Raw genomic sequence first — 16,989 nt, 5'->3', positions numbered from 1 at the left:
AGCTGCGTTGGGCTCGCAGCAGACAAACATAATCGCAAACACGAAAAAAGGCCCCCGAGTTTTCGAGGGCCTTTCAATTCTCAAAAAAAAGACTGCGCTTAGCCGCGCTCTTCGATGATCTCAACCAGATGCGGGATCTTGTTGACCATGCCGCGGACCGAAGGAGTGTCCTCCAGCTCGCGGGTGCGGTTCATCTTGTTCAGGCCCAGGCCGATCAGGGTTGCGCGCTGTTCGGCGGGGCGGCGGATCGGGGAGCCGATCTGCTTGACGACGATGGTTTTTGCCATTGTTCGCTCTCCTTACGCTTCTGCTTCGGCGGCAGCCGGTGCTTCGTCCCGCTTGGGCAGGATGTCGGCGACCTTTTTACCGCGACGTGCGGCAACCGAACGCGGGCTCTGCTCTTTTTGCAGGCCGTTGATGGTGGCGCGGATCATGTTGTACGGGTTCTGCGAGCCCAGCGACTTGGAAACAACGTCCTTAACGCCCAGCATTTCGAACACAGCACGCATCGGACCACCGGCGATGATACCGGTACCTTCAGGCGCGGTACGCATAACCACTTTACCGGCGCCGTGACGGCCTTCGATGTCGTGGTGCAGGGTACGACCTTCGCGCAGTTGCACGCGGATCATCTGACGCTTGGCTTGTTCAGTCGCCTTGCGGATGGCCTCAGGTACTTCTTTGGCTTTACCTTTGCCAAAGCCGACGCGGCCTTTCTGATCACCGACGACCACCAGAGCGGCGAAGCCAAAGCGCTTACCACCTTTTACGGTTTTCGACACGCGGTTGATTGCGACCAGACGGTCTGCAAATTCCGGTGCTTCTTCACGGTCGCGGCCACGGCCCCGACGGTTTTCACGTTCTGCCATTTGGCATCCCTTTTCTCATGTGGCGCTTCTCGGCGCCGTTTGTTCAATCCAAGTGAGCCCCGACTAGTGCCGAGGCCCCCGGATCATCGGGGCGGATCGAAACCCGCCCGCAAGTCTTAGATCTTCAGACCACCTTCACGCGCAGCGTCGGCCAGAGCCTTCACCTTGCCGTGGAACAGGAAGCCGCCACGATCGAAATAGGCCTCTTCGACGCCCGCCTTTTTGGCACGCTCGGCGATGGCCGCGCCCACTTTGGTGGCCGCTTCGACGTTGTTCTTGCCCACAACGCCCAGATCCTTTTCCAGGGTCGAGGCTGCGGCCAGGGTCACGCCACGTACGTCGTCGATCAGCTGAACAGAGATGTTCTTGTTCGAACGGTGTACTGACAGACGCGGACGACCCGCGTTGACCTTGCGAAGTTTGTTCCGAACGCGCAGGCGGCGCTTCAGAAACAGGGTTCTTTTGCTGTTTGCCATTGTCTGCGTCCTTACTTCTTCTTGCCTTCCTTGCGGAAGATGAACTCGCCCTTATAGCGGATGCCCTTGCCTTTGTACGGCTCGGGACGGCGCCATTCGCGGATTTTGGCCGCGACTTCGCCCACCTGCTGCTGGTCGATACCTTCCACAACGATCTCGGTCTGCTTCGGCGCGGTGATGGTGACACCTTCCGGAGCAGTGAAATCAACATCGTGGCTGTAGCCTAGGTTCAGCTTCAGGGTATTACCCTGCATCTGAGCCCGGTAACCAACACCCTGGATCTCCAGCTCTTTTTTGAAGCCGTTTGTTACGCCTTCAACAAGATTAGCGACCATGGTGCGGCTCATGCCCCACTGCTGTCGCGCACGCTTGGACATGCCACGGGGATCGATCTTGACCACGTTGTCTTCAACCGACAACGTAACGTCGTCGGTGGCGGTGAAGCTACGAGTGCCTTTCGGACCTTTCACTTCGATGGTCTGACCCGACACAGAGGCGGTAACGCCGCTGGGCAGCTCGACCGGTTTTTTACCAATACGAGACATTGCAGACCTCCTTAGAAGACGGTGCAGAGCACTTCGCCGCCAACATTGTTGGAGCGAGCGTTTGCGTCCGACATCACACCTTTCGGAGTGCTGACAATCGACACGCCCAGACCCTGACGGACCTGCGGGATGTCATTGACGCCCATGTAGACGCGACGGCCAGGCTTGGAAACCCGCTTGAGTTCGCGAATAACAGGGGTGCCTTCGTAGTATTTCAGGCTGATTTCGATGGCCGGATGACCGTTTTCACCGGTCGTCGCTTCGTAGCCACGGATGTAACCTTCGTCCGCCAGCACGTCCAGAACCCAGCCGCGCAGCTTGGAAGCCGGGGTGGAAACGGTGGACTTGCCGCGCATTTGCGCGTTGCGGATACGGGTGAGCATATCGCCGATAGGATCATTCATATCTATGTCTCCCTTACCAGCTCGATTTCACCATGCCGGGGATCTGACCAGCAGAACCCAGCTCGCGCAGCGCGATACGGCTGACCTTCAGCTTACGGTAGTAAGCGTGGGGACGACCGGTCAGCTGACAACGGTTGTGCAGACGGGTAGCCGAGCTGTTGCGCGGCAGTTTCGCCAGTTTCAGACGCGCTTTGAAACGCTCTTCCATCGGCTTGCTCTCGTCATTCGCGATTTCTTTCAGCTCGGCACGCTTTGCGGCATATTTGGCCACCAGGCGTTCGCGCTTCTTCTCGCGTTCGATCATTGCTTTCTTAGCCATGTCTCAATCCTCCCGGCGCTTACGCGTTGAACGGCATGTTGAATGCTTTCAACAATGCCTTTGCTTCAGCGTCGGTTTTCGCTGTGGTGGCAATTACGATATCCAGGCCCCAGACCTCGTCGACCTTGTCGAAGTCGATTTCCGGGAACACGATGTGCTCTTTCATGCCCATGGCAAAGTTGCCACGACCATCGAAAGACGGCTTCACACCGCGGAAGTCACGAACGCGAGGCATCGCGATGGTGATCAGACGATCCAGGAATTCGTACATCCGGTCGCCGCGCAGGGTCACTTTCGCACCCAGCGGCATGTCTTCACGGACGCGAAAACCCGCGATCGACTTCTTCGCCTTGGTTGCAACGGCCTTCTGGCCGGCAATCGCAGTCAGATCCTCGACAGCAGCTTTCGCTTTTTTCGAGTCTTTGACGGCCTCAGCACCACAACCGATGTTCAGAACGATTTTTTCCAGCTTGGGCAGCTGCATGTCGTTCTTGTAGCCGAACTCTTCTTTCAGAGCGGCACGGATTGTTTCAGCGTACTGAGCTTTCAGACGCGGGGTATAGTTTGCGGTATCAAGCATCGATCACGTCCCCCGTGGTCTTGGCGAAGCGCACTTTCTTGTCGCCTTCCATGCGGAAGCCAACGCGGGTTGCTTTGCCGTTTTTGTCCAGCAGTGCCAGGTTCGACAGCTCGATCGGGTTTGCCTGAGGCAGGCGACCACCTTGCGAGGTTTGCGACTGACGGGTGTGGCGGATGGCGATGTTGATGCCATCGACAACAGCTTTACCGGCTTTCGGGTCAACCGAGGTGATAGTTCCCTCTTTGCCCTTGTCCTTGCCGGCCAGCACGACGACCTTGTCGCCTTTGCGGAGTTTAGCAGCCATGATTACAGCACCTCCGGAGCCAGCGAGATGATTTTCATGAAGTTCTTGCCGCGCAGTTCACGAACAACGGGGCCAAAGATACGGGTACCTACGGGCTCGTTGTTGTTGTTCAGGATGACGGCGGCGTTGCGATCGAAACGGATCGCGGTGCCGTCTTCGCGACGGACTTCCTTGGCGGTGCGTACGACGACGGCCTTACGGACGTCACCTTTCTTTACGCGGCCGCGCGGGATGGCTTCCTTCACCGAGACGACAATGATGTCGCCGACGGAGGCGTATTTACGCTTGGAACCACCCAGGACCTTGATGCACTGAACTCGGCGTGCGCCGGAGTTGTCAGCGACATCCAGATTGGTCTGCATCTGGATCATGTGGTTTCTCCCGACCTGTGGGGGCTGGTCTCGTTAAATCCCCCAGGGTTTCGACAAATGGAAAAATCCCGGAAGCTTACGCTTCCAGAACTTCCCAACGTTTCGTCTTCGATTTCGGCGCGCATTCGATGATGCGTACGGTGTCGCCGACCTTGAAGGCGTTCTTTTCATCGTGAGCCCTGTATTTCTTGGACTTACGGATGGTTTTCTTCAGAACCGGATGCGTAAAGCGGCGCTCGACGGATACGGTTACGGTCTGTTCGTTGGCGTCGCTGGTCACGGTGCCTTGCAGGATACGCTTGGGCATCTGATTACTCCTCGGATGCCGCAGCAGCGGCCTTTTCGTTCAGAATGGTTTTGACACGGGCAGCGTTGCGGCGGGCCGCTTTGATGCCGGCTGTGTTTTCCAGCTGACCGGTTGCCTGTTGAAAGCGCAGGTTAAAGCTTTCTTTCTTCAGGTTGGCCAGTTCCTCGCGGAGCTGGTCCGGGGTCTTGTCACGCAGTTCTTGGGCGTTCATCGCCTTTTCCTTTGCTCAAAACACCAGAAGGCCCCCTTACAGGGTCACCTTTGACCTGGTGGATGAATGATAGACATACGAATCGCCCGACAACGCCGGGAGATCGCAGGATGCCGCCGTATAAGGGTTTGGGGGGTGGGTGGCAAGGGAAAGTTTCAAACCGTGTTCGGGCAGATGAAACTACCTGTTTCCAAATTACCGCCGCCCTCTGAAACCGGGCAGCAGATGACTACTGCGACCTTTCTGGATCCCGACAAACGCGGCCAAGTGCTCAGGCACCTTTCTCCTGCATTTTCCGAACCATTTTCAGGCGCGCGCGTCGCGGCAGCAGCGGCATGACCCAACCCAGCACAAACGCGAGCGACTTATCGTTGATCACCGTGAGCTTTCCATCGATCATGGCGTCATAGCCGACTTTGGCCACGGCCTCAGCGGTCGCCCCTTTTTGGGCAACAAGCTTCGTTCCCTCAAGATTTGCAGCAGCAGCAAATTCGGTCACGACATAGCCCGGCTCCAGCGCCGTCACAGTGACGCCCTTACCTTTCAGCTCCTCCGCGAGCGCCTGACTGAAACTCGAAACATAGGCCTTGGTGGCAAAATAGGTCGCCTGCAATGGACCCGGCATATGCGCCGCAGTCGAACTGACATTCAGTATCTTTCCGCCACCGCCACTGATCATATCCCTGCCGAACAGATGACACAGAGAGACAAGGGCTTCGACGTTCAGCCGGATCATATCCAGATCGTCCGAAAAGCGGCGATCCAAAAAAGCCCCATGCCCTCCGAATCCAGCATTGTTGATCAGGTAGTCGACCGTCAGGTCTTTGCACTTGACGGCCTCATAAAGTTTTTCCGCGCCTCCAACAGCACCCAGATCAAGCGGAATGGCAGTGACAGTAACATCGTGGGCTGCCTCAAGCTCTGATCTGAGGGCATCTAACGCATCTCCGCGTCGCGCACTGATGATCAGATTGCCGCCTCGCGACGCATGATAACGTGCCAGTTCCCGACCAATTCCGGATGACGCGCCTGTGACGAGAGCTGTTTTGGTCATAGTATCCTCCGACGAAGTAACTGGAGCGCTTTCACCTTGACGCTTTAAGACGCTTCACTCCCATTTATAGTTGAAGCTAACAGAAATCCGCTCGTCCTCGGCCATGTTCATCGGCACTTCGTGGCGCAGCCAGCTTTCCCACAGCAGGATGTCACCTACCTGCGGCTTCATATAGATGAAAGGCTGCAATTCCCGGCGCCCGCCCTTCAGCCGCGTCGGTGCGGCCATCATGCGGCCCGACCGCGGGTCTTCCAGTTTCAACGCACTGGCCCCTTCGGGCATGGACACATAAGTCGTGCCTGAGATGACGCTGTGCGGATGCAGGTGGCTGGCATGCATCCCGCCTTCAGGGAGGATATTGATCCACAGATCCTCAAGCTTCAGTGCGCGGTCGTCCAGATCAAACTCCAAATCCTTGGCAAAAGCAGCGACGTGCTGATTCAGCACTTTGACAAGATCGGCAAATATCGGAAATCGCCAAGGCAAATCGGTCAGCGAAGCATAACTGGTGTAGCCGGGATACGCGTTCGCTTCACACCAGTCCTGCCCGGCCTCATCATCTTCAGCAATAACAAGGCATGAACTTTCCAATTCCTCCGCGTCGATCCTGGGATCGAATTCGGACAAGTTTGCGCGATAGAGACGGGTGACGAAGAGTGATTCAATCTGTGCCATGGGCTGGGCATACCCCAGCCCTCTCGGCAAGACCAGCCGCTTAGGTCTTGATGGGCCCTTTGCCACAGCGTGGTATCGGGCGACCTCCGTCGGCATAGGCGAGGCACAGCACGATCTCATCCGGTTTCGGCGCATCTGGGATGTTCAGCGTCATCGTGTCGAAATGATCGAACGACCACGGATTGTCCTTGTGCCCCAGCGGAAGATCAATCGCGCAACCCGGCGCGCCCAGCTTGGCGTTGGACGGTATCACCGCCTCACCTCCGCCCACCGCAGCGCGCATGGGCGCACCGAGTTTGGGGTGGATCACCGCCCCGCCCTGCTCAAGATCGCCGTTCATGCCGACAATCGCGGCTTTGCCGTACGAAACCGGCGGCCCATCAAGCTGAGAAACTGCCTCAGCGGCGAGTTCCGAACCCAGAATGGCGCCGATCTCGAACAACTCTGAAAGATCGTCCGAGAAGTGCCCGGCCAGAGGGTTCTGCATCACCGCCAGCGCTGCAACCCGACTGATCGGATCACAAGGCTGGCCCAACTGGTCGGTGGTTATGACTTCCTTAATGAGCATCTTTTTGCGCAGCTGAACCATAGGGCCCTCCCATTCCTGCAAGTTAGCCTAGAGGCGGGGTGGCTGGAGGTCGACGTTTTTCAGGACCCACGAAATCACGGGCTGCCGAGCCAAAAGAAAACCCCCGCCGGTTTCCCGACGAGGGTAAATCTTGTGACGAGCGAGGCCATAGCCCCAATCGCTTACCAGTCTTCGCGGACCACAACGCGGGTCTTGATCGGCAGCTTCATCGCGGCCAGGCGCAGGGCCTCGCGGGCGATGTCGTCATTGACGCCATCGATCTCGAACATCACACGACCGGGCTTTACCTTCGCTGCCCAGAAGTCAACGGAGCCTTTACCTTTACCCATACGGACTTCGGTTGGCTTCGAGGTCACGGGGGTATCCGGGAAGATCCGGATCCAGACGCGGCCTTGACGTTTCATGTGACGGGTCATGGCACGACGTGCAGCTTCGATCTGACGCGCGGTGACGCGCTCGGGCTGCAGTGCTTTCAGACCGTAGGTGCCAAAGTTCAGATCGGAACCGCCTTTGGCGAGCCCCTTGATCCGGCCTTTGTGCATCTTGCGGAATTTAGTACGCTTTGGTTGAAGCATATCTTTCCCTCCTTAGCGACGACCGCCACCAGCACCACGAGGTGCAGGGCCGTCCTGGAGTTCCTGTGCTTTACGGTCACGTGCCTGCGGATCGTGCTCCATGATCTCACCTTTGAAGATCCAGACCTTGATCCCGATGATCCCGTAAGGAGTCATCGCTTCGGCATGTGCGTAATCGATGTCGGCACGCAGGGTGTGCAGAGGCACGCGGCCTTCGCGGTACCACTCGGTCCGTGCGATTTCGGCGCCGCCCAGACGACCAGCGACGTTCACCCGGATACCCAGGGCGCCCATGCGCATGGCGTTCTGAACCGAGCGCTTCATGGCGCGACGGAACGAAACACGACGTTCCAGCTGCTGAGCGATGGACTCGGCAACCAGCTGCGCGTCAAGCTCGGGCTTGCGCACTTCGACGATGTTCAGGTGCAGTTCGCTGTCGGTCATACGAGCAAGCTTTTTGCGCAGAACTTCAATGTCTGCACCTTTCTTGCCGATGATGACACCGGGACGTGCAGTGTGGATCGTAACGCGGCACTTCTTGTGCGGACGTTCGATGATCACACGGGCAACACCGGCCTGCTTGCACTCTTTGTTGATGAACTCACGGATCTTGAGGTCTTCCAGCAGAAGATCACCGTAGTCCTTGGTGTCGGCGTACCAGCGGCTGTCCCAGGTGCGGTTGACCTGAAGGCGCATGCCGATCGGATTGACTTTATGTCCCATTAGGCTTGCTCCTCAACTTGACGCACCTTGATGGTGATCTCCGAGAACGGCTTCATGATCTTGCCGAAACGGCCACGTGCACGCGGACGACCGCGCTTCATGACCAGGTTCTTGCCAACCCAGGCTTCGGCGACGATCAGTTCGTCGACATCCAGGTTGTGGTTGTTCTCGGCGTTGGCGATTGCAGACTGCAGGCACTTCTTGACGTCCTGCGCGACACGCTTGTTCGAGAAAGTCAGGTCAGTCAGAGCCTTCTCAACTTTCTTGCCACGGATCATCTGCGCAACCAGGTTCAGTTTCTGCGGGCTAGTACGGAGCATGCGCGTTTTCGCCATTGCTTCGTTTTCAGCCACGCGGCGGGGGTTCTTTTCCTTGCCCATGACTTACTTCCGCTTCGCTTTTTTGTCAGCGGCGTGACCGTAATAGGTACGAGTCGGCGAGTATTCACCGAACTTCTGACCGATCATGTCTTCCGAGACGTTGACGGGGATATGCTTATGGCCGTTGTACACACCAAAGGTCAGACCCACGAACTGGGGCAGAATGGTGGAACGACGCGACCAAATCTTGATGACTTCGTTGCGGCCCGACTCGCGCGCTGCTTCGGCTTTTTTCAGCACGTAAGCATCGACGAAAGGACCCTTCCAAACAGAGCGAGACATAGATTAACGTCCCTTCTTCTTGGCGTGCCGCGAGCGGATGATCAGCTTCTGGGACGCTTTGTTCTTGTTGCGGGTACGCTTACCCTTGGTGTCCTTACCCCACGGAGTAACCGGCGTACGGCCACCCGAGGTACGACCTTCACCACCACCGTGCGGGTGGTCGATCGGGTTCATTGCAACACCACGAACCGACGGACGAACGCCCTTGTGGCGCATACGACCGGCTTTACCGAGGTTTTGGTTGCTGTTGTCGGGGTTGGACACGGCACCAACGGTGGCCATGCATTCCTGACGGACCATGCGCAGCTCGCCCGAGCTCAGACGGATCTGAGCGTAGCCGCCATCGCGACCAACGAACTGAGCGTAAGTACCGGCCGCACGTGCGATCTGACCGCCTTTGCCAGGCTTCATCTCGATGTTGTGGACGATGGTACCAATGGGCATGCCCGAGAACGGCATTGCGTTGCCCGGCTTGATGTCGGCCTTGGCGGATGCCACGACTTTGTCACCAACAGCCAGACGCTGCGGAGCCAGGATATATGCCTGCTCGCCGTCTTCGTATTTTACCAGTGCGATGAATGCGGTCCGGTTCGGGTCATATTCGATCCGCTCGACGGTTGCCGCGACATCAAATTTGTTCCGTTTGAAGTCAACGATCCGGTAGAGACGCTTTGCGCCACCGCCGCGGCGGCGTGAAGTGATCCGTCCGGTGTTGTTCCGGCCGCCCGATTTGGTCAAACCCTCAGTGAGAGACTTGACCGGACGTCCTTTCCAAAGCTCCGAACGGTCGATCAGCACCAGCCCGCGCTGGCCCGGCGTCGTCGGCTTGTACGACTTGAGTGCCATGCTTTCTGTCTTCCGTTTAGCAAGTGCGAGGGATTTCCCCGCTATGTGATAGGCCCCCGTAGGTGCCAAGGGTATAGGGCCCCGAAGGTCCCCGGTTACAAATATCAGAGGCCCCGGAACGAATCCGAGGCCGCAAGATTGGGAGCGTGTAGCAGTGTTGGGGATGGGTGTCTATAGGGTGCGGCCCAAGATTCTTATGGAGACCAAAGAAAAAGTCACCGCAACATTTGCCCCAGGTTTCAATTTCGCAAGTCGCGCGATCAGTGGGTATTACTTATTCGGCCGGAAGAACTCAGGTAACTTGCCACTCACTGATACAATGCGCGAACCTCGGCGAAGGACAACAGGCGGCGGTGTTTTTCGTCCCACAGGTGCAACCGCGCGTTGGCAATGCTCTCACGAATGGTCATCCTGTTGCTGTTTGCCAACTCGTCGTGATCGCGCAGCACTTCGGTCAGGCGGTAGAACGGAATGCGGCTGTACAGATGGTGCACGTGGTGGATGCCGATATTGGCACTGAACCACTGTAGCACCGGCGGCAGAATATAATGCGAGCTTCCGTGCAGGGCCGCCTCGTGCAACTGCCAATCCTTGTCCGATTCCCAATGCGTTTCTTCGAATTGGTGCTGAACATAAAACAGCCATACTCCTGCAGTTGCCGCAATCAGGGTTGAGGGCAGAAAAATCAATAGGACCGGCATCAAGCCGCCATAGTAGTAGACAGCAAAAAGGGCGGTCAGAATAGCTATATTGGTACCCATCGCGCTGACCCAGAACCGAGCGCTACCAGTTAAACCCAAGGGCAGACGGTTTTGGAGCAGGAACAAATAGCCGGGACCAAGTACGAACAGTGTGACCGGATTGCGGTAAACGCGATACCAGAACCGGTTCATGGGAGACTTGGATTGGTACTCAGCCACTGTCAGCGTGTGGATATCCCCCATTCCCCGCTTGTCCAAGTTACCCGAACTGTTGTGATGGTAAGAATGAGTGCGGCGCCAGACATCATAGGGTGTAAGGGTCAGCACCCCGATCACCCGTCCAACCCAGTCGCTGACTGTCCGGTTCTTGAAGAACGCCCCGTGCCCGCAATCGTGTTGGATCGCAAACAGGCGCAGCAGGAAGGCCGCATTCAGGACCGCAATGGCAAATGCCAGCCAGTAGCTGATGGATAATGCCATCCAGGACAGCGCCCAAAGCACAAAGAATGGGATAATGCTGACACCCAGCTCAAAGGAACTGCGCCATTGATTAGGTTCGCGGTATTTGGCAAGCGTCGAAACCCAATCCCGCGCGGCAGTTCTATCCGGGTTTTCCCGGGTCGAGAGAGAGGTTTCGGTCAAGCGCCTGCCATGTCTTTTGCTTGTTGGAAGCCGGATAGACTACCCGCGCGACATAGCAAGCGAATTGTGCAAAATATGAGAGTTTAGTGCTCAAATTTTTGTGTCGCCGCGTAAGAACAACCCCCATGAGCACGCCACTTACCTCTCCCCAAAGACGCGTCCAATCACGGACCGCCGGATATATCGATGTGTGGTCTCTCTTCCAGGGTTGCACGTGCTTCTGACGCGTTTCTGATGAGTCAACGCAACTCTTACCCCAACGACCGCCTTCTGCAGAGCGGCTCAGACTCTACCGCGATACGTTGCTTGAGTTTGATATGACCCAAAACCTCGCGAAATGCGCGGTGCTTGGGTTTCCCTTCCAGATAATCCGCCAGTTTGAGCAGGTTGATAGGGTGCTTCGTAATTAACGCCTCGATCCGCTGCACCGCTTCGTCCAGCACGTAGTGATCCACGTACTGGCAGGCCACCTGTGTGGGCGTCAGGAGACAGTAATCCTGCGGACGTTTCTCAGTATAGCGCGTGATGTCGAAGGGCGACGCACCGAGAGCGTGGAACTTGGGGATGTGCACACGCATCTCGGCCTCGACGTGTTCCAACACCGTACCCGAGGTCTGGCGAAACCCCAGCGGACCAAGCTTATCGACCACATGATTGCGCATCGCCGGAGAGATCATGTCCACATCCGCCCGGTCGTATTTCAGATCGTCGAAAACCGACAAAAGCCCCAGCTTTTCATCGGCGATCTGAAAATAGGGCTCGGCGCTGAAAGCCCGCATCTTCTCCAACACCTGCGCACGGGCAGTTTCAGGGTCTGAAACGAAATCGGCCCCGGCGGGTTGAACCGCCGGGGCCGTGAATAGTCGCAGTAAGCGTCGGATCAAAGACCGGTGCTCACATCGATTGTGTTACCCTCTTCCAGGGTCACATATGCTTTTTTGACGTCTTTCCGACGGCCCAGCTGGCCGCGGAACCGCTTGACCTTGCCTTTGGTCACAGTAGTGTTCACCGCTTTGACCTTTACACCAAACAGAGCCTCAACGGCCTCTTTGATTTGCGGCTTGTTGCTGTCGATCGCCACTTCAAAGACAACCGCGCCGTTTTCGGACGCCATCGTCGACTTTTCAGTGATGATCGGCTTGCGGATCACGTCGTAGTGTTCTGCCTTCGCGCTCATTTCAGACGAGCCTCCAGTGCTTCGACAGCCGCTTTGGTGAGCACCAGGGTGTCACGCTTGAGGATGTCATAGACGTTTGCGCCCATCGACGGCAGGATATCCAGGCCTTCGATGTTCTTGGACGCTTTCAGGAACCCTTCGTTCACGGTCGCGCCGTCGATGACCAGAGCACGTTTCCAGCCCAGGTTTGCAACCTGTTTGGCCAGAGCGGCGGTCTTGCCTTCGGCTTCGGCGTTTTCGATCACAACCAGTTCACCGGCCTTGGCTTTTGCCGACAGAGCGTGGCGCAGGCCAAGCTTGCGGAACTTCTTGGGCAGGTCGTGGCCGTGCGAACGCACGACGGGGCCTTTGTAGATGCCACCACCACGGAAGATCGGCGCGTTACGGTCACCATGGCGTGCGCCACCGGTGCCCTTCTGGCGATAGATCTTCTTGGTCGAGTAGCTGGTTTCCGAGCGGGTCTTGACCTTGTGGGTGCCAGCTTGCGCGTTGTTGCGCTGCCAACGGACCACACGGTGCAGGATGTCCGCGCGCGGCTCGAGACCGAACAGGTCTGCATCCAGCTCGATGTTGCCGGCCTTGCCGCCGTCCAGTTTGATTACATCAAGTTTCATGCTTCACCACCTTCCGCGGGAGCTTCTTCCGCAGGTGCTTCGGTTGCAGCCGATTTCACAGCAGCCGGGAAAGGCAGGCCTTCCGGTGCTTTCTTCTTGACGGCGTCCTTGACAGTGACCCAGCCCGATTTCGGTCCGGGAACGGCGCCTTTGATGAAGACCAGACCACGGTCGGCGTCGGTTTTGACAACCTCCAGGTTCTGAGTGGTAACACGGGCAGCACCCATGTGACCGGCCATCTTCTTGCCTTTGAACACCTTGCCCGGATCCTGACACTGACCGGTCGAACCGTGCGAACGGTGGCTGATCGAAACACCGTGCGAGGCGCGCAGACCACCGAAGTTCCAACGCTTCATCGCACCGGCAAAGCCTTTACCGATCGAAGTACCCGAAACGTCAACTTTCTGACCTTCCAGGAAGTGTTCTGCCGAAATCTCGGCGCCCACATCAATCAGGCCATCTTCGGAGACGCGGAACTCGGCCAGCTTACGCTTGGGCTCGACCTTTGCAGCGGCGTAGTGACCGCGCATGGCCTTCGAGGTGCGTTTTGCCTTGGCGGCACCGGCACCCAGCTGAACGGCAGTGTAGCCGTCTTTGTCAGCGGTGCGCTGTGCAACGACCTGCAGGTTGTCCAGGTGGAGAACGGTCACAGGGATCTGCTTGCCGTCTTCCATGAACAGGCGGGTCATGCCAACTTTTTTTGCGATAATACCAGAGCGCATAATCTATACCCTCCGATCTTACGACTGCAGCTTGATCTCGACGTCCACACCAGCAGCGAGGTCGAGCTTCATCAGCGCGTCAACGGTCTGGGGGGTCGGATCAACGATGTCCAAGAGACGCTTGTGCGTACGGATCTCGAACTGGTCGCGGGATTTCTTGTCAACGTGAGGGCCACGGAGAACCGTGAACTTCTCAATCTTGTTCGGCAGCGGGATCGGGCCGCGCACGTTCGCGCCGGTCCGCTTGGCAGTGTTGACGATCTCTTGCGTGCTGGCATCCAGAACGCGATAGTCAAATGCCTTCAGCCGAATACGGATGTTTTGGCTTTGCATATTAACAGCCTTTTTTAGGCGTTGAGGTTGAGAGGAGGACAGACGCGCATCGCCAACCCTCTTCGAACCCAAAAGGCGGGAATCATCCCGCCTTGATGTTCTTGATGAGAACTCGCGCGTATTAGTGGGGTTGGTGGGATTTGGCAAGGGGGAAATCAGATATCGTCAGTCTGACAGAATAGAGTTCAACGAGACGGATCAACGAAGTCTCGATTTGCTAGCTGAGCGAAAGAGACTCACCCACATACGCTCTGCCTATGCGTCGCCCTCGTCATCAAGGTTAGAGCAATGATAGTATTTTGCTTGTTCAACAATTGCATCCATAAACTCAACTACGTTGTTGCGTTCAAAATAAGTCATCCGAAATTCAGGCGGAAGTAATGTCAATGAACCCTTCGCACTATGCTTAGTCCATCGATTCAAGAGCTTAACCTGAGGCAGTATGTTCCATAATTTGGCTTCAATTTTTGCAGCTGATTGAATTTCAATTCCTGTGTCAGTGTATGGCCAATACGAGTTTGGATAATTGCGTATTACCCAACTTCTGAAGTTAAGTATTTGAGTTTCGTGCTGATAATAGTTTTTGTTAAGAGGCACCACGGCGATGTGCAGATATCCGTTGTCAGTTTCCCTAACGCTAATTTCATACGCATCACTGAAATCAAGTGTGCGAAGGTTAACGTATCGATCATACTTGGTTAGGTAGTCGTTGCTTTTGGTTGGCACAATCACTCTCGAAAACGAAACACTACATCCTTCAATGAGAATGTTTGAGTAACCCATGCTTTTTAAGGCGCTATATACCTGCGCATCACTGGATGGCGCGGACACCAAAACGTTCGGGGCTAAAGTTCCAATCCAAAATACTAAACTTGAAAAAATTGACATCGCAAAGCGCGGCTTTTTGGACATGTCCAAATCATCTTCTCTCAAAGGATTGGTCGGTTAAAAAAGAGACTGCCAGATTGTGGTTTCAATAGTGACTGTGTTCAATCTCTAAAAGTAATAAAGGCCGCCCCTTTTGGAGCGGCCTACTTAGGCTCACCGATGTGCCGGGCTGAACCCCGACCTACCGTGATTACTCGATGACTTTCGACACAACACCGGCGCCGACAGTGCGACCGCCTTCGCGGATCGCGAAGCGCAGACCGTCTTCCATCGCGATCGGCGCGATCAGCTCAACGGTGAAGCCAAAGCTGTCGCCGGATAAAACCAATTCGGTGACGTCTCAGTTCCCAAAACCCACAGGCTAGTTCCTAACAAGCCATGGGGCTTCAACCTTCATGCCTTGATAGACCGCGTGCATGAAAAGGTGTGCAATCACAGGGTCATTTGAAAATGGCGAGAATTGCAGATTTCCCTCTCTGACATCGCCTTCCGCTTCATAGACCACCTCGTCGCCTTTAATCGTTACACGCACTTCAAGCTCCGCCAGTGTTTCCGGATCGACGGCAGTAGGATCGTCCGACAAAATCACAAAGTCCGCGACTTTTCCAACTTCGATAGACCCCTTCTCGTCTTCTTCAAAATGCTGCCAGGCGGGCCAGATTGTCATGGCTTTCAAGGCGGTCATAACGTCGACTCTTTGATGGGGACCCAAAATGTCACCAGACCGTGTGCGGCGGGTTACCGTCGCGGCGAGAACACGCATGCTGTTCGGAAAGGCGACCGGCGCATCGTGATGCGTGCCGAACTTCATGCCACGCTCGTGCAGCCATCCTGTAGGCGAAATATTTTCTGCGTTTATCGGCCCGACCGTATGATCCCGGTGCCAATCGCCCCAATAAAACGTATGCATCGGGAATAACGACGGAAACACACCAAGGCGCTTAAAACTGGCAACCTGATCCTCTCTTAGAAACTGACCGTGCACCAGAACGGGCCGGTTGTCAGGGTCGCCATACTTGATCTGCGCCTCTTCGAGCGCAGCAATCAGCATGTCAGATGCTCCTTCGCCGTTGGAATGCACAAGGATCTGGAAATCATTCTCGTAACACCAGTTCACAGCGTCCTGGAGTTGTTCCATGGTTATGGCGGCATAACCTGCGTACCCCGCGGCATAGTTTCCAACCGGATCATAGTAGGGTCGATCCCGCAAAGCCGTGAAGCCCTGCGGCGAACCGTCAATTGTCAGCTTGCAGCCCCCTACCCGAACCCGGTTGTCATAATCCGCCGAGGTGTTTGCTCCGATATACTCCCTCGACTCAAGAACATCCGGGAAGGCTACTACATCGATTGGAAGAGCTTCTTTGGCGGCAACTTTCTTAAGAACTTCGACGATTTCACCTGAAGATCGACCTTCTTGTCCAGTCGTATATCCAAACTTTGCCCAAAGCTCGGTTCCAGCTCGGGCAAATTCAGCAAGACCTTCTTCACCCAAATTCCCCAACATCGGCACGAGAACAGAAAAGAACGCGTATTCTTCCAGAACTCCATTTGGCTCACCGGCTTCATCGCGTTGGATCACCCCGCCCGGAGGTGCGTCAGACGCCGCTGTGATACCTGCCAACTCCAGCGCTTTCGAGTTTGCCACGCCTAGGTGCCCGGACTGATGAATAATGACAACGGGCAAGTCCTCAGACACCATGTCCAACTCCTGTCGTGTCGGGTGGCGGAGTTCCTTCAACTGAGCATTGTCGTAGCCAAAGCCAATGATCATTTGGACCTGTTCAACGGCCTGCGCATTCTCTTCGGCCCAGTCAGTCAGTGTGGATTGCAGACTGGCGATATCAATGACATCTCCGTCCGGTGGCGCAAGAAGGTTAGCTGACAGTGCCTGCAAACCGCCCATGACGACATGTCCGTGGCTATCAACGAAACCCGGAAGCATCGCGCGCCCTTCCAGATCATAGGTTTCAGTTTCTTCACCCTGATGCGCCGACAAGTCAGGCAGCGGACCAACCGCAAGAATGCGCCCGTCTTTGACTGCGACAGCTTCGGCGGACGGAGCCGTATCGTTCATCGTTACAATTGGTCCGCCCAAATAGATCCGATCCGCAATCTGTTGTGAGGACGCAGAGGTAGATGAGAAAGCAACCGCTGCGACAAGACAAACTGAACGCGCCCAAAAGTGCATCTTATGACCTCTTTCTAATTGCAATGTCTCAATACGAAAGAAGTTAGCATTACTGTTGGCTTAGGCAAAAACGAAAAAGGGCGCCCCGAGGGACGCCCTTTCTTTGTATATTCGCTTACGCGAATTACTCGATGATTTTCGAGACGACGCCGGCGCCGACGGTGCGGCCGCCTTCGCGGATCGCAAAGCGCAGGCCGTCTTCCATCGCGATGGG

28 protein-coding genes and 1 pseudogene are annotated in these 16,989 nt (G+C 56.1%); all 29 read right to left on the bottom strand.

From position 1 onward, the window contains the following. Positions 1-98: 98 nt before the first annotated feature. Positions 99-287, bottom strand: a complete 189-nt coding sequence (gene rpmD, locus ACRZ96_RS20045) for a 50S ribosomal protein L30 (protein ID WP_039538297.1) — start codon at positions 285-287, stop codon at positions 99-101. 12 nt (positions 288-299) lie between these two features. Further along, the gene (gene rpsE, locus ACRZ96_RS20040; protein WP_155148691.1) at positions 300-869 is read right to left on the bottom strand and encodes a 30S ribosomal protein S5; all 570 of its coding nucleotides are present in this window, start codon (positions 867-869) and stop codon (positions 300-302) included. Positions 870-985: 116 nt separating this feature from the next. Continuing rightward, complete coding sequence (gene rplR, locus ACRZ96_RS20035) at positions 986-1,345, bottom strand: 50S ribosomal protein L18 (protein WP_170392895.1); 360 nt, start codon at positions 1,343-1,345, stop codon at positions 986-988. 11 nt (positions 1,346-1,356) lie between these two features. Then, positions 1,357-1,890, bottom strand: a complete 534-nt coding sequence (rplF, locus tag ACRZ96_RS20030) for a 50S ribosomal protein L6 (protein ID WP_170392896.1) — start codon at positions 1,888-1,890, stop codon at positions 1,357-1,359. Between the two features lie 11 nt (positions 1,891-1,901). Continuing rightward, positions 1,902-2,294, bottom strand: a complete 393-nt coding sequence (rpsH, locus tag ACRZ96_RS20025; RefSeq protein ID WP_010437099.1) for a 30S ribosomal protein S8 — start codon at positions 2,292-2,294, stop codon at positions 1,902-1,904. Between the two features lie 13 nt (positions 2,295-2,307). Beyond that, complete coding sequence (gene rpsN, locus ACRZ96_RS20020; protein ID WP_010437098.1) at positions 2,308-2,613, bottom strand: 30S ribosomal protein S14; 306 nt, start codon at positions 2,611-2,613, stop codon at positions 2,308-2,310. Positions 2,614-2,632: 19 nt separating this feature from the next. Beyond that, positions 2,633-3,193: a 50S ribosomal protein L5 gene (gene rplE / locus ACRZ96_RS20015; protein WP_010437097.1), complete on the bottom strand. Its 561-nt coding sequence runs from the start codon at positions 3,191-3,193 to the stop codon at positions 2,633-2,635. Further along, positions 3,186-3,497, bottom strand: a complete 312-nt coding sequence (gene rplX, locus ACRZ96_RS20010) for a 50S ribosomal protein L24 (RefSeq protein WP_010437096.1) — start codon at positions 3,495-3,497, stop codon at positions 3,186-3,188. The genes rplE and rplX overlap by 8 nt, the downstream gene beginning before the upstream one ends. Positions 3,498-3,499: 2 nt before the next feature. After that, positions 3,500-3,868 (bottom strand): 50S ribosomal protein L14, encoded by a 369-nt coding sequence (gene rplN / locus ACRZ96_RS20005; protein WP_008757934.1) that lies wholly within the window; start codon positions 3,866-3,868, stop codon positions 3,500-3,502. A 76-nt stretch (positions 3,869-3,944) separates the two neighbouring features. Then, a complete protein-coding gene (rpsQ, locus tag ACRZ96_RS20000; RefSeq protein ID WP_068340771.1) occupies positions 3,945-4,175 on the bottom strand; it encodes a 30S ribosomal protein S17 in 231 nt (76 codons plus the stop codon). Positions 4,176-4,179: 4 nt separating this feature from the next. Next, on the bottom strand, positions 4,180-4,386 hold the full coding sequence (rpmC, locus tag ACRZ96_RS19995) for a 50S ribosomal protein L29 (protein ID WP_010437082.1): 207 nt from the start codon (positions 4,384-4,386) through the stop codon (positions 4,180-4,182). A 271-nt stretch (positions 4,387-4,657) separates the two neighbouring features. Continuing rightward, entirely contained in the window at positions 4,658-5,440 is a 783-nt protein-coding gene (locus ACRZ96_RS19990) for an SDR family NAD(P)-dependent oxidoreductase (RefSeq protein ID WP_480814988.1), read from the bottom strand. A 54-nt stretch (positions 5,441-5,494) separates the two neighbouring features. After that, positions 5,495-6,115, bottom strand: coding sequence for a 2OG-Fe(II) oxygenase family protein (locus ACRZ96_RS19985; protein WP_480707649.1), 621 nt, complete (start codon positions 6,113-6,115; stop codon positions 5,495-5,497). A 40-nt stretch (positions 6,116-6,155) separates the two neighbouring features. After that, complete coding sequence (locus ACRZ96_RS19980; protein ID WP_170424539.1) at positions 6,156-6,704, bottom strand: amino acid synthesis family protein; 549 nt, start codon at positions 6,702-6,704, stop codon at positions 6,156-6,158. 161 nt (positions 6,705-6,865) lie between these two features. After that, on the bottom strand, positions 6,866-7,279 hold the full coding sequence (gene rplP, locus ACRZ96_RS19975) for a 50S ribosomal protein L16 (RefSeq protein WP_039538270.1): 414 nt from the start codon (positions 7,277-7,279) through the stop codon (positions 6,866-6,868). 12 nt (positions 7,280-7,291) lie between these two features. Next, complete coding sequence (rpsC, locus tag ACRZ96_RS19970) at positions 7,292-8,002, bottom strand: 30S ribosomal protein S3 (RefSeq protein WP_008758042.1); 711 nt, start codon at positions 8,000-8,002, stop codon at positions 7,292-7,294. Then, positions 8,002-8,382, bottom strand: coding sequence for a 50S ribosomal protein L22 (gene rplV / locus ACRZ96_RS19965; protein WP_039538267.1), 381 nt, complete (start codon positions 8,380-8,382; stop codon positions 8,002-8,004). The genes rpsC and rplV overlap by 1 nt, the downstream gene beginning before the upstream one ends. Positions 8,383-8,385: 3 nt before the next feature. Then, complete coding sequence (gene rpsS / locus ACRZ96_RS19960) at positions 8,386-8,664, bottom strand: 30S ribosomal protein S19 (RefSeq protein ID WP_010437056.1); 279 nt, start codon at positions 8,662-8,664, stop codon at positions 8,386-8,388. 3 nt (positions 8,665-8,667) lie between these two features. Continuing rightward, the gene (rplB, locus tag ACRZ96_RS19955) at positions 8,668-9,510 is read right to left on the bottom strand and encodes a 50S ribosomal protein L2 (protein ID WP_008757664.1); all 843 of its coding nucleotides are present in this window, start codon (positions 9,508-9,510) and stop codon (positions 8,668-8,670) included. Between the two features lie 308 nt (positions 9,511-9,818). Continuing rightward, entirely contained in the window at positions 9,819-10,853 is a 1,035-nt protein-coding gene (locus tag ACRZ96_RS19950; RefSeq protein WP_480593240.1) for a fatty acid desaturase, read from the bottom strand. Between the two features lie 251 nt (positions 10,854-11,104). Next, positions 11,105-11,737: a hypothetical protein gene (locus ACRZ96_RS19945; RefSeq protein ID WP_170515965.1), complete on the bottom strand. Its 633-nt coding sequence runs from the start codon at positions 11,735-11,737 to the stop codon at positions 11,105-11,107. Further along, on the bottom strand, positions 11,734-12,030 hold the full coding sequence (locus ACRZ96_RS19940) for a 50S ribosomal protein L23 (protein ID WP_008757532.1): 297 nt from the start codon (positions 12,028-12,030) through the stop codon (positions 11,734-11,736). Before ACRZ96_RS19940 ends, ACRZ96_RS19945 begins: the two co-directional genes overlap by 4 nt. Continuing rightward, entirely contained in the window at positions 12,027-12,644 is a 618-nt protein-coding gene (gene rplD / locus ACRZ96_RS19935) for a 50S ribosomal protein L4 (protein WP_010437039.1), read from the bottom strand. Before rplD ends, ACRZ96_RS19940 begins: the two co-directional genes overlap by 4 nt. Further along, positions 12,641-13,366 (bottom strand): 50S ribosomal protein L3, encoded by a 726-nt coding sequence (rplC, locus tag ACRZ96_RS19930; protein ID WP_170515968.1) that lies wholly within the window; start codon positions 13,364-13,366, stop codon positions 12,641-12,643. The genes rplD and rplC overlap by 4 nt, the downstream gene beginning before the upstream one ends. Positions 13,367-13,384: 18 nt before the next feature. Further along, positions 13,385-13,699 carry a 30S ribosomal protein S10 gene (gene rpsJ, locus ACRZ96_RS19925; protein ID WP_008756422.1) on the bottom strand — a complete coding sequence of 105 codons (315 nt, stop codon included), beginning with the start codon at positions 13,697-13,699 and terminating at the stop codon, positions 13,385-13,387. A gap of 255 nt (positions 13,700-13,954) precedes the next feature. Continuing rightward, entirely contained in the window at positions 13,955-14,611 is a 657-nt protein-coding gene (locus ACRZ96_RS19920) for a hypothetical protein (protein ID WP_480707651.1), read from the bottom strand. Between the two features lie 166 nt (positions 14,612-14,777). Further along, positions 14,778-14,921, bottom strand: a pseudogene (locus tag ACRZ96_RS19915) (EF-Tu C-terminal domain-related protein); the annotation flags it as partial. 27 nt (positions 14,922-14,948) lie between these two features. After that, positions 14,949-16,661 (bottom strand): amidohydrolase, encoded by a 1,713-nt coding sequence (locus ACRZ96_RS19910; protein ID WP_480707652.1) that lies wholly within the window; start codon positions 16,659-16,661, stop codon positions 14,949-14,951. Between the two features lie 238 nt (positions 16,662-16,899). After that, positions 16,900-16,989: EF-Tu C-terminal domain-related protein (locus tag ACRZ96_RS19905; protein ID WP_211330766.1), on the bottom strand; the 90-nt coding region annotated here is incomplete at its 5' end.

The organism is Ruegeria sp. CF1 (genome assembly GCF_056537445.1).
This window is presented reverse-complemented; position numbering and strand designations above follow the sequence as displayed.

What these genes read in the sequence shown, in the direction of transcription:
- rpmD (WP_039538297.1), bottom strand. Translation starts at nt 287, where the DNA reads ATGGCAAAAACCATCGTCGTCAAGCAGATCGGCTCCCCGATCCGCCGC.
- rpsE (WP_155148691.1), bottom strand. Translation starts at nt 869, where the DNA reads ATGGCAGAACGTGAAAACCGTCGGGGCCGTGGCCGCGACCGTGAAGAA.
- rplR (WP_170392895.1), bottom strand. Translation starts at nt 1,345, where the DNA reads ATGGCAAACAGCAAAAGAACCCTGTTTCTGAAGCGCCGCCTGCGCGTT.
- rplF (WP_170392896.1), bottom strand. Translation starts at nt 1,890, where the DNA reads ATGTCTCGTATTGGTAAAAAACCGGTCGAGCTGCCCAGCGGCGTTACC.
- rpsH (WP_010437099.1), bottom strand. Translation starts at nt 2,294, where the DNA reads ATGAATGATCCTATCGGCGATATGCTCACCCGTATCCGCAACGCGCAA.
- rpsN (WP_010437098.1), bottom strand. Translation starts at nt 2,613, where the DNA reads ATGGCTAAGAAAGCAATGATCGAACGCGAGAAGAAGCGCGAACGCCTG.
- rplE (WP_010437097.1), bottom strand. Translation starts at nt 3,193, where the DNA reads ATGCTTGATACCGCAAACTATACCCCGCGTCTGAAAGCTCAGTACGCT.
- rplX (WP_010437096.1), bottom strand. Translation starts at nt 3,497, where the DNA reads ATGGCTGCTAAACTCCGCAAAGGCGACAAGGTCGTCGTGCTGGCCGGC.
- rplN (WP_008757934.1), bottom strand. Translation starts at nt 3,868, where the DNA reads ATGATCCAGATGCAGACCAATCTGGATGTCGCTGACAACTCCGGCGCA.
- rpsQ (WP_068340771.1), bottom strand. Translation starts at nt 4,175, where the DNA reads ATGCCCAAGCGTATCCTGCAAGGCACCGTGACCAGCGACGCCAACGAA.
- rpmC (WP_010437082.1), bottom strand. Translation starts at nt 4,386, where the DNA reads ATGAACGCCCAAGAACTGCGTGACAAGACCCCGGACCAGCTCCGCGAG.
- ACRZ96_RS19990 (WP_480814988.1), bottom strand. Translation starts at nt 5,440, where the DNA reads ATGACCAAAACAGCTCTCGTCACAGGCGCGTCATCCGGAATTGGTCGG.
- ACRZ96_RS19985 (WP_480707649.1), bottom strand. Translation starts at nt 6,115, where the DNA reads ATGGCACAGATTGAATCACTCTTCGTCACCCGTCTCTATCGCGCAAAC.
- ACRZ96_RS19980 (WP_170424539.1), bottom strand. Translation starts at nt 6,704, where the DNA reads ATGGTTCAGCTGCGCAAAAAGATGCTCATTAAGGAAGTCATAACCACC.
- rplP (WP_039538270.1), bottom strand. Translation starts at nt 7,279, where the DNA reads ATGCTTCAACCAAAGCGTACTAAATTCCGCAAGATGCACAAAGGCCGG.
- rpsC (WP_008758042.1), bottom strand. Translation starts at nt 8,002, where the DNA reads ATGGGACATAAAGTCAATCCGATCGGCATGCGCCTTCAGGTCAACCGC.
- rplV (WP_039538267.1), bottom strand. Translation starts at nt 8,382, where the DNA reads ATGGGCAAGGAAAAGAACCCCCGCCGCGTGGCTGAAAACGAAGCAATG.
- rpsS (WP_010437056.1), bottom strand. Translation starts at nt 8,664, where the DNA reads ATGTCTCGCTCTGTTTGGAAGGGTCCTTTCGTCGATGCTTACGTGCTG.
- rplB (WP_008757664.1), bottom strand. Translation starts at nt 9,510, where the DNA reads ATGGCACTCAAGTCGTACAAGCCGACGACGCCGGGCCAGCGCGGGCTG.
- ACRZ96_RS19940 (WP_008757532.1), bottom strand. Translation starts at nt 12,030, where the DNA reads ATGAGCGCGAAGGCAGAACACTACGACGTGATCCGCAAGCCGATCATC.
- rplD (WP_010437039.1), bottom strand. Translation starts at nt 12,644, where the DNA reads ATGAAACTTGATGTAATCAAACTGGACGGCGGCAAGGCCGGCAACATC.
- rplC (WP_170515968.1), bottom strand. Translation starts at nt 13,366, where the DNA reads ATGCGCTCTGGTATTATCGCAAAAAAAGTTGGCATGACCCGCCTGTTC.
- rpsJ (WP_008756422.1), bottom strand. Translation starts at nt 13,699, where the DNA reads ATGCAAAGCCAAAACATCCGTATTCGGCTGAAGGCATTTGACTATCGC.
- ACRZ96_RS19920 (WP_480707651.1), bottom strand. Translation starts at nt 14,611, where the DNA reads ATGTCCAAAAAGCCGCGCTTTGCGATGTCAATTTTTTCAAGTTTAGTA.
- ACRZ96_RS19910 (WP_480707652.1), bottom strand. Translation starts at nt 16,661, where the DNA reads ATGAACGATACGGCTCCGTCCGCCGAAGCTGTCGCAGTCAAAGACGGG.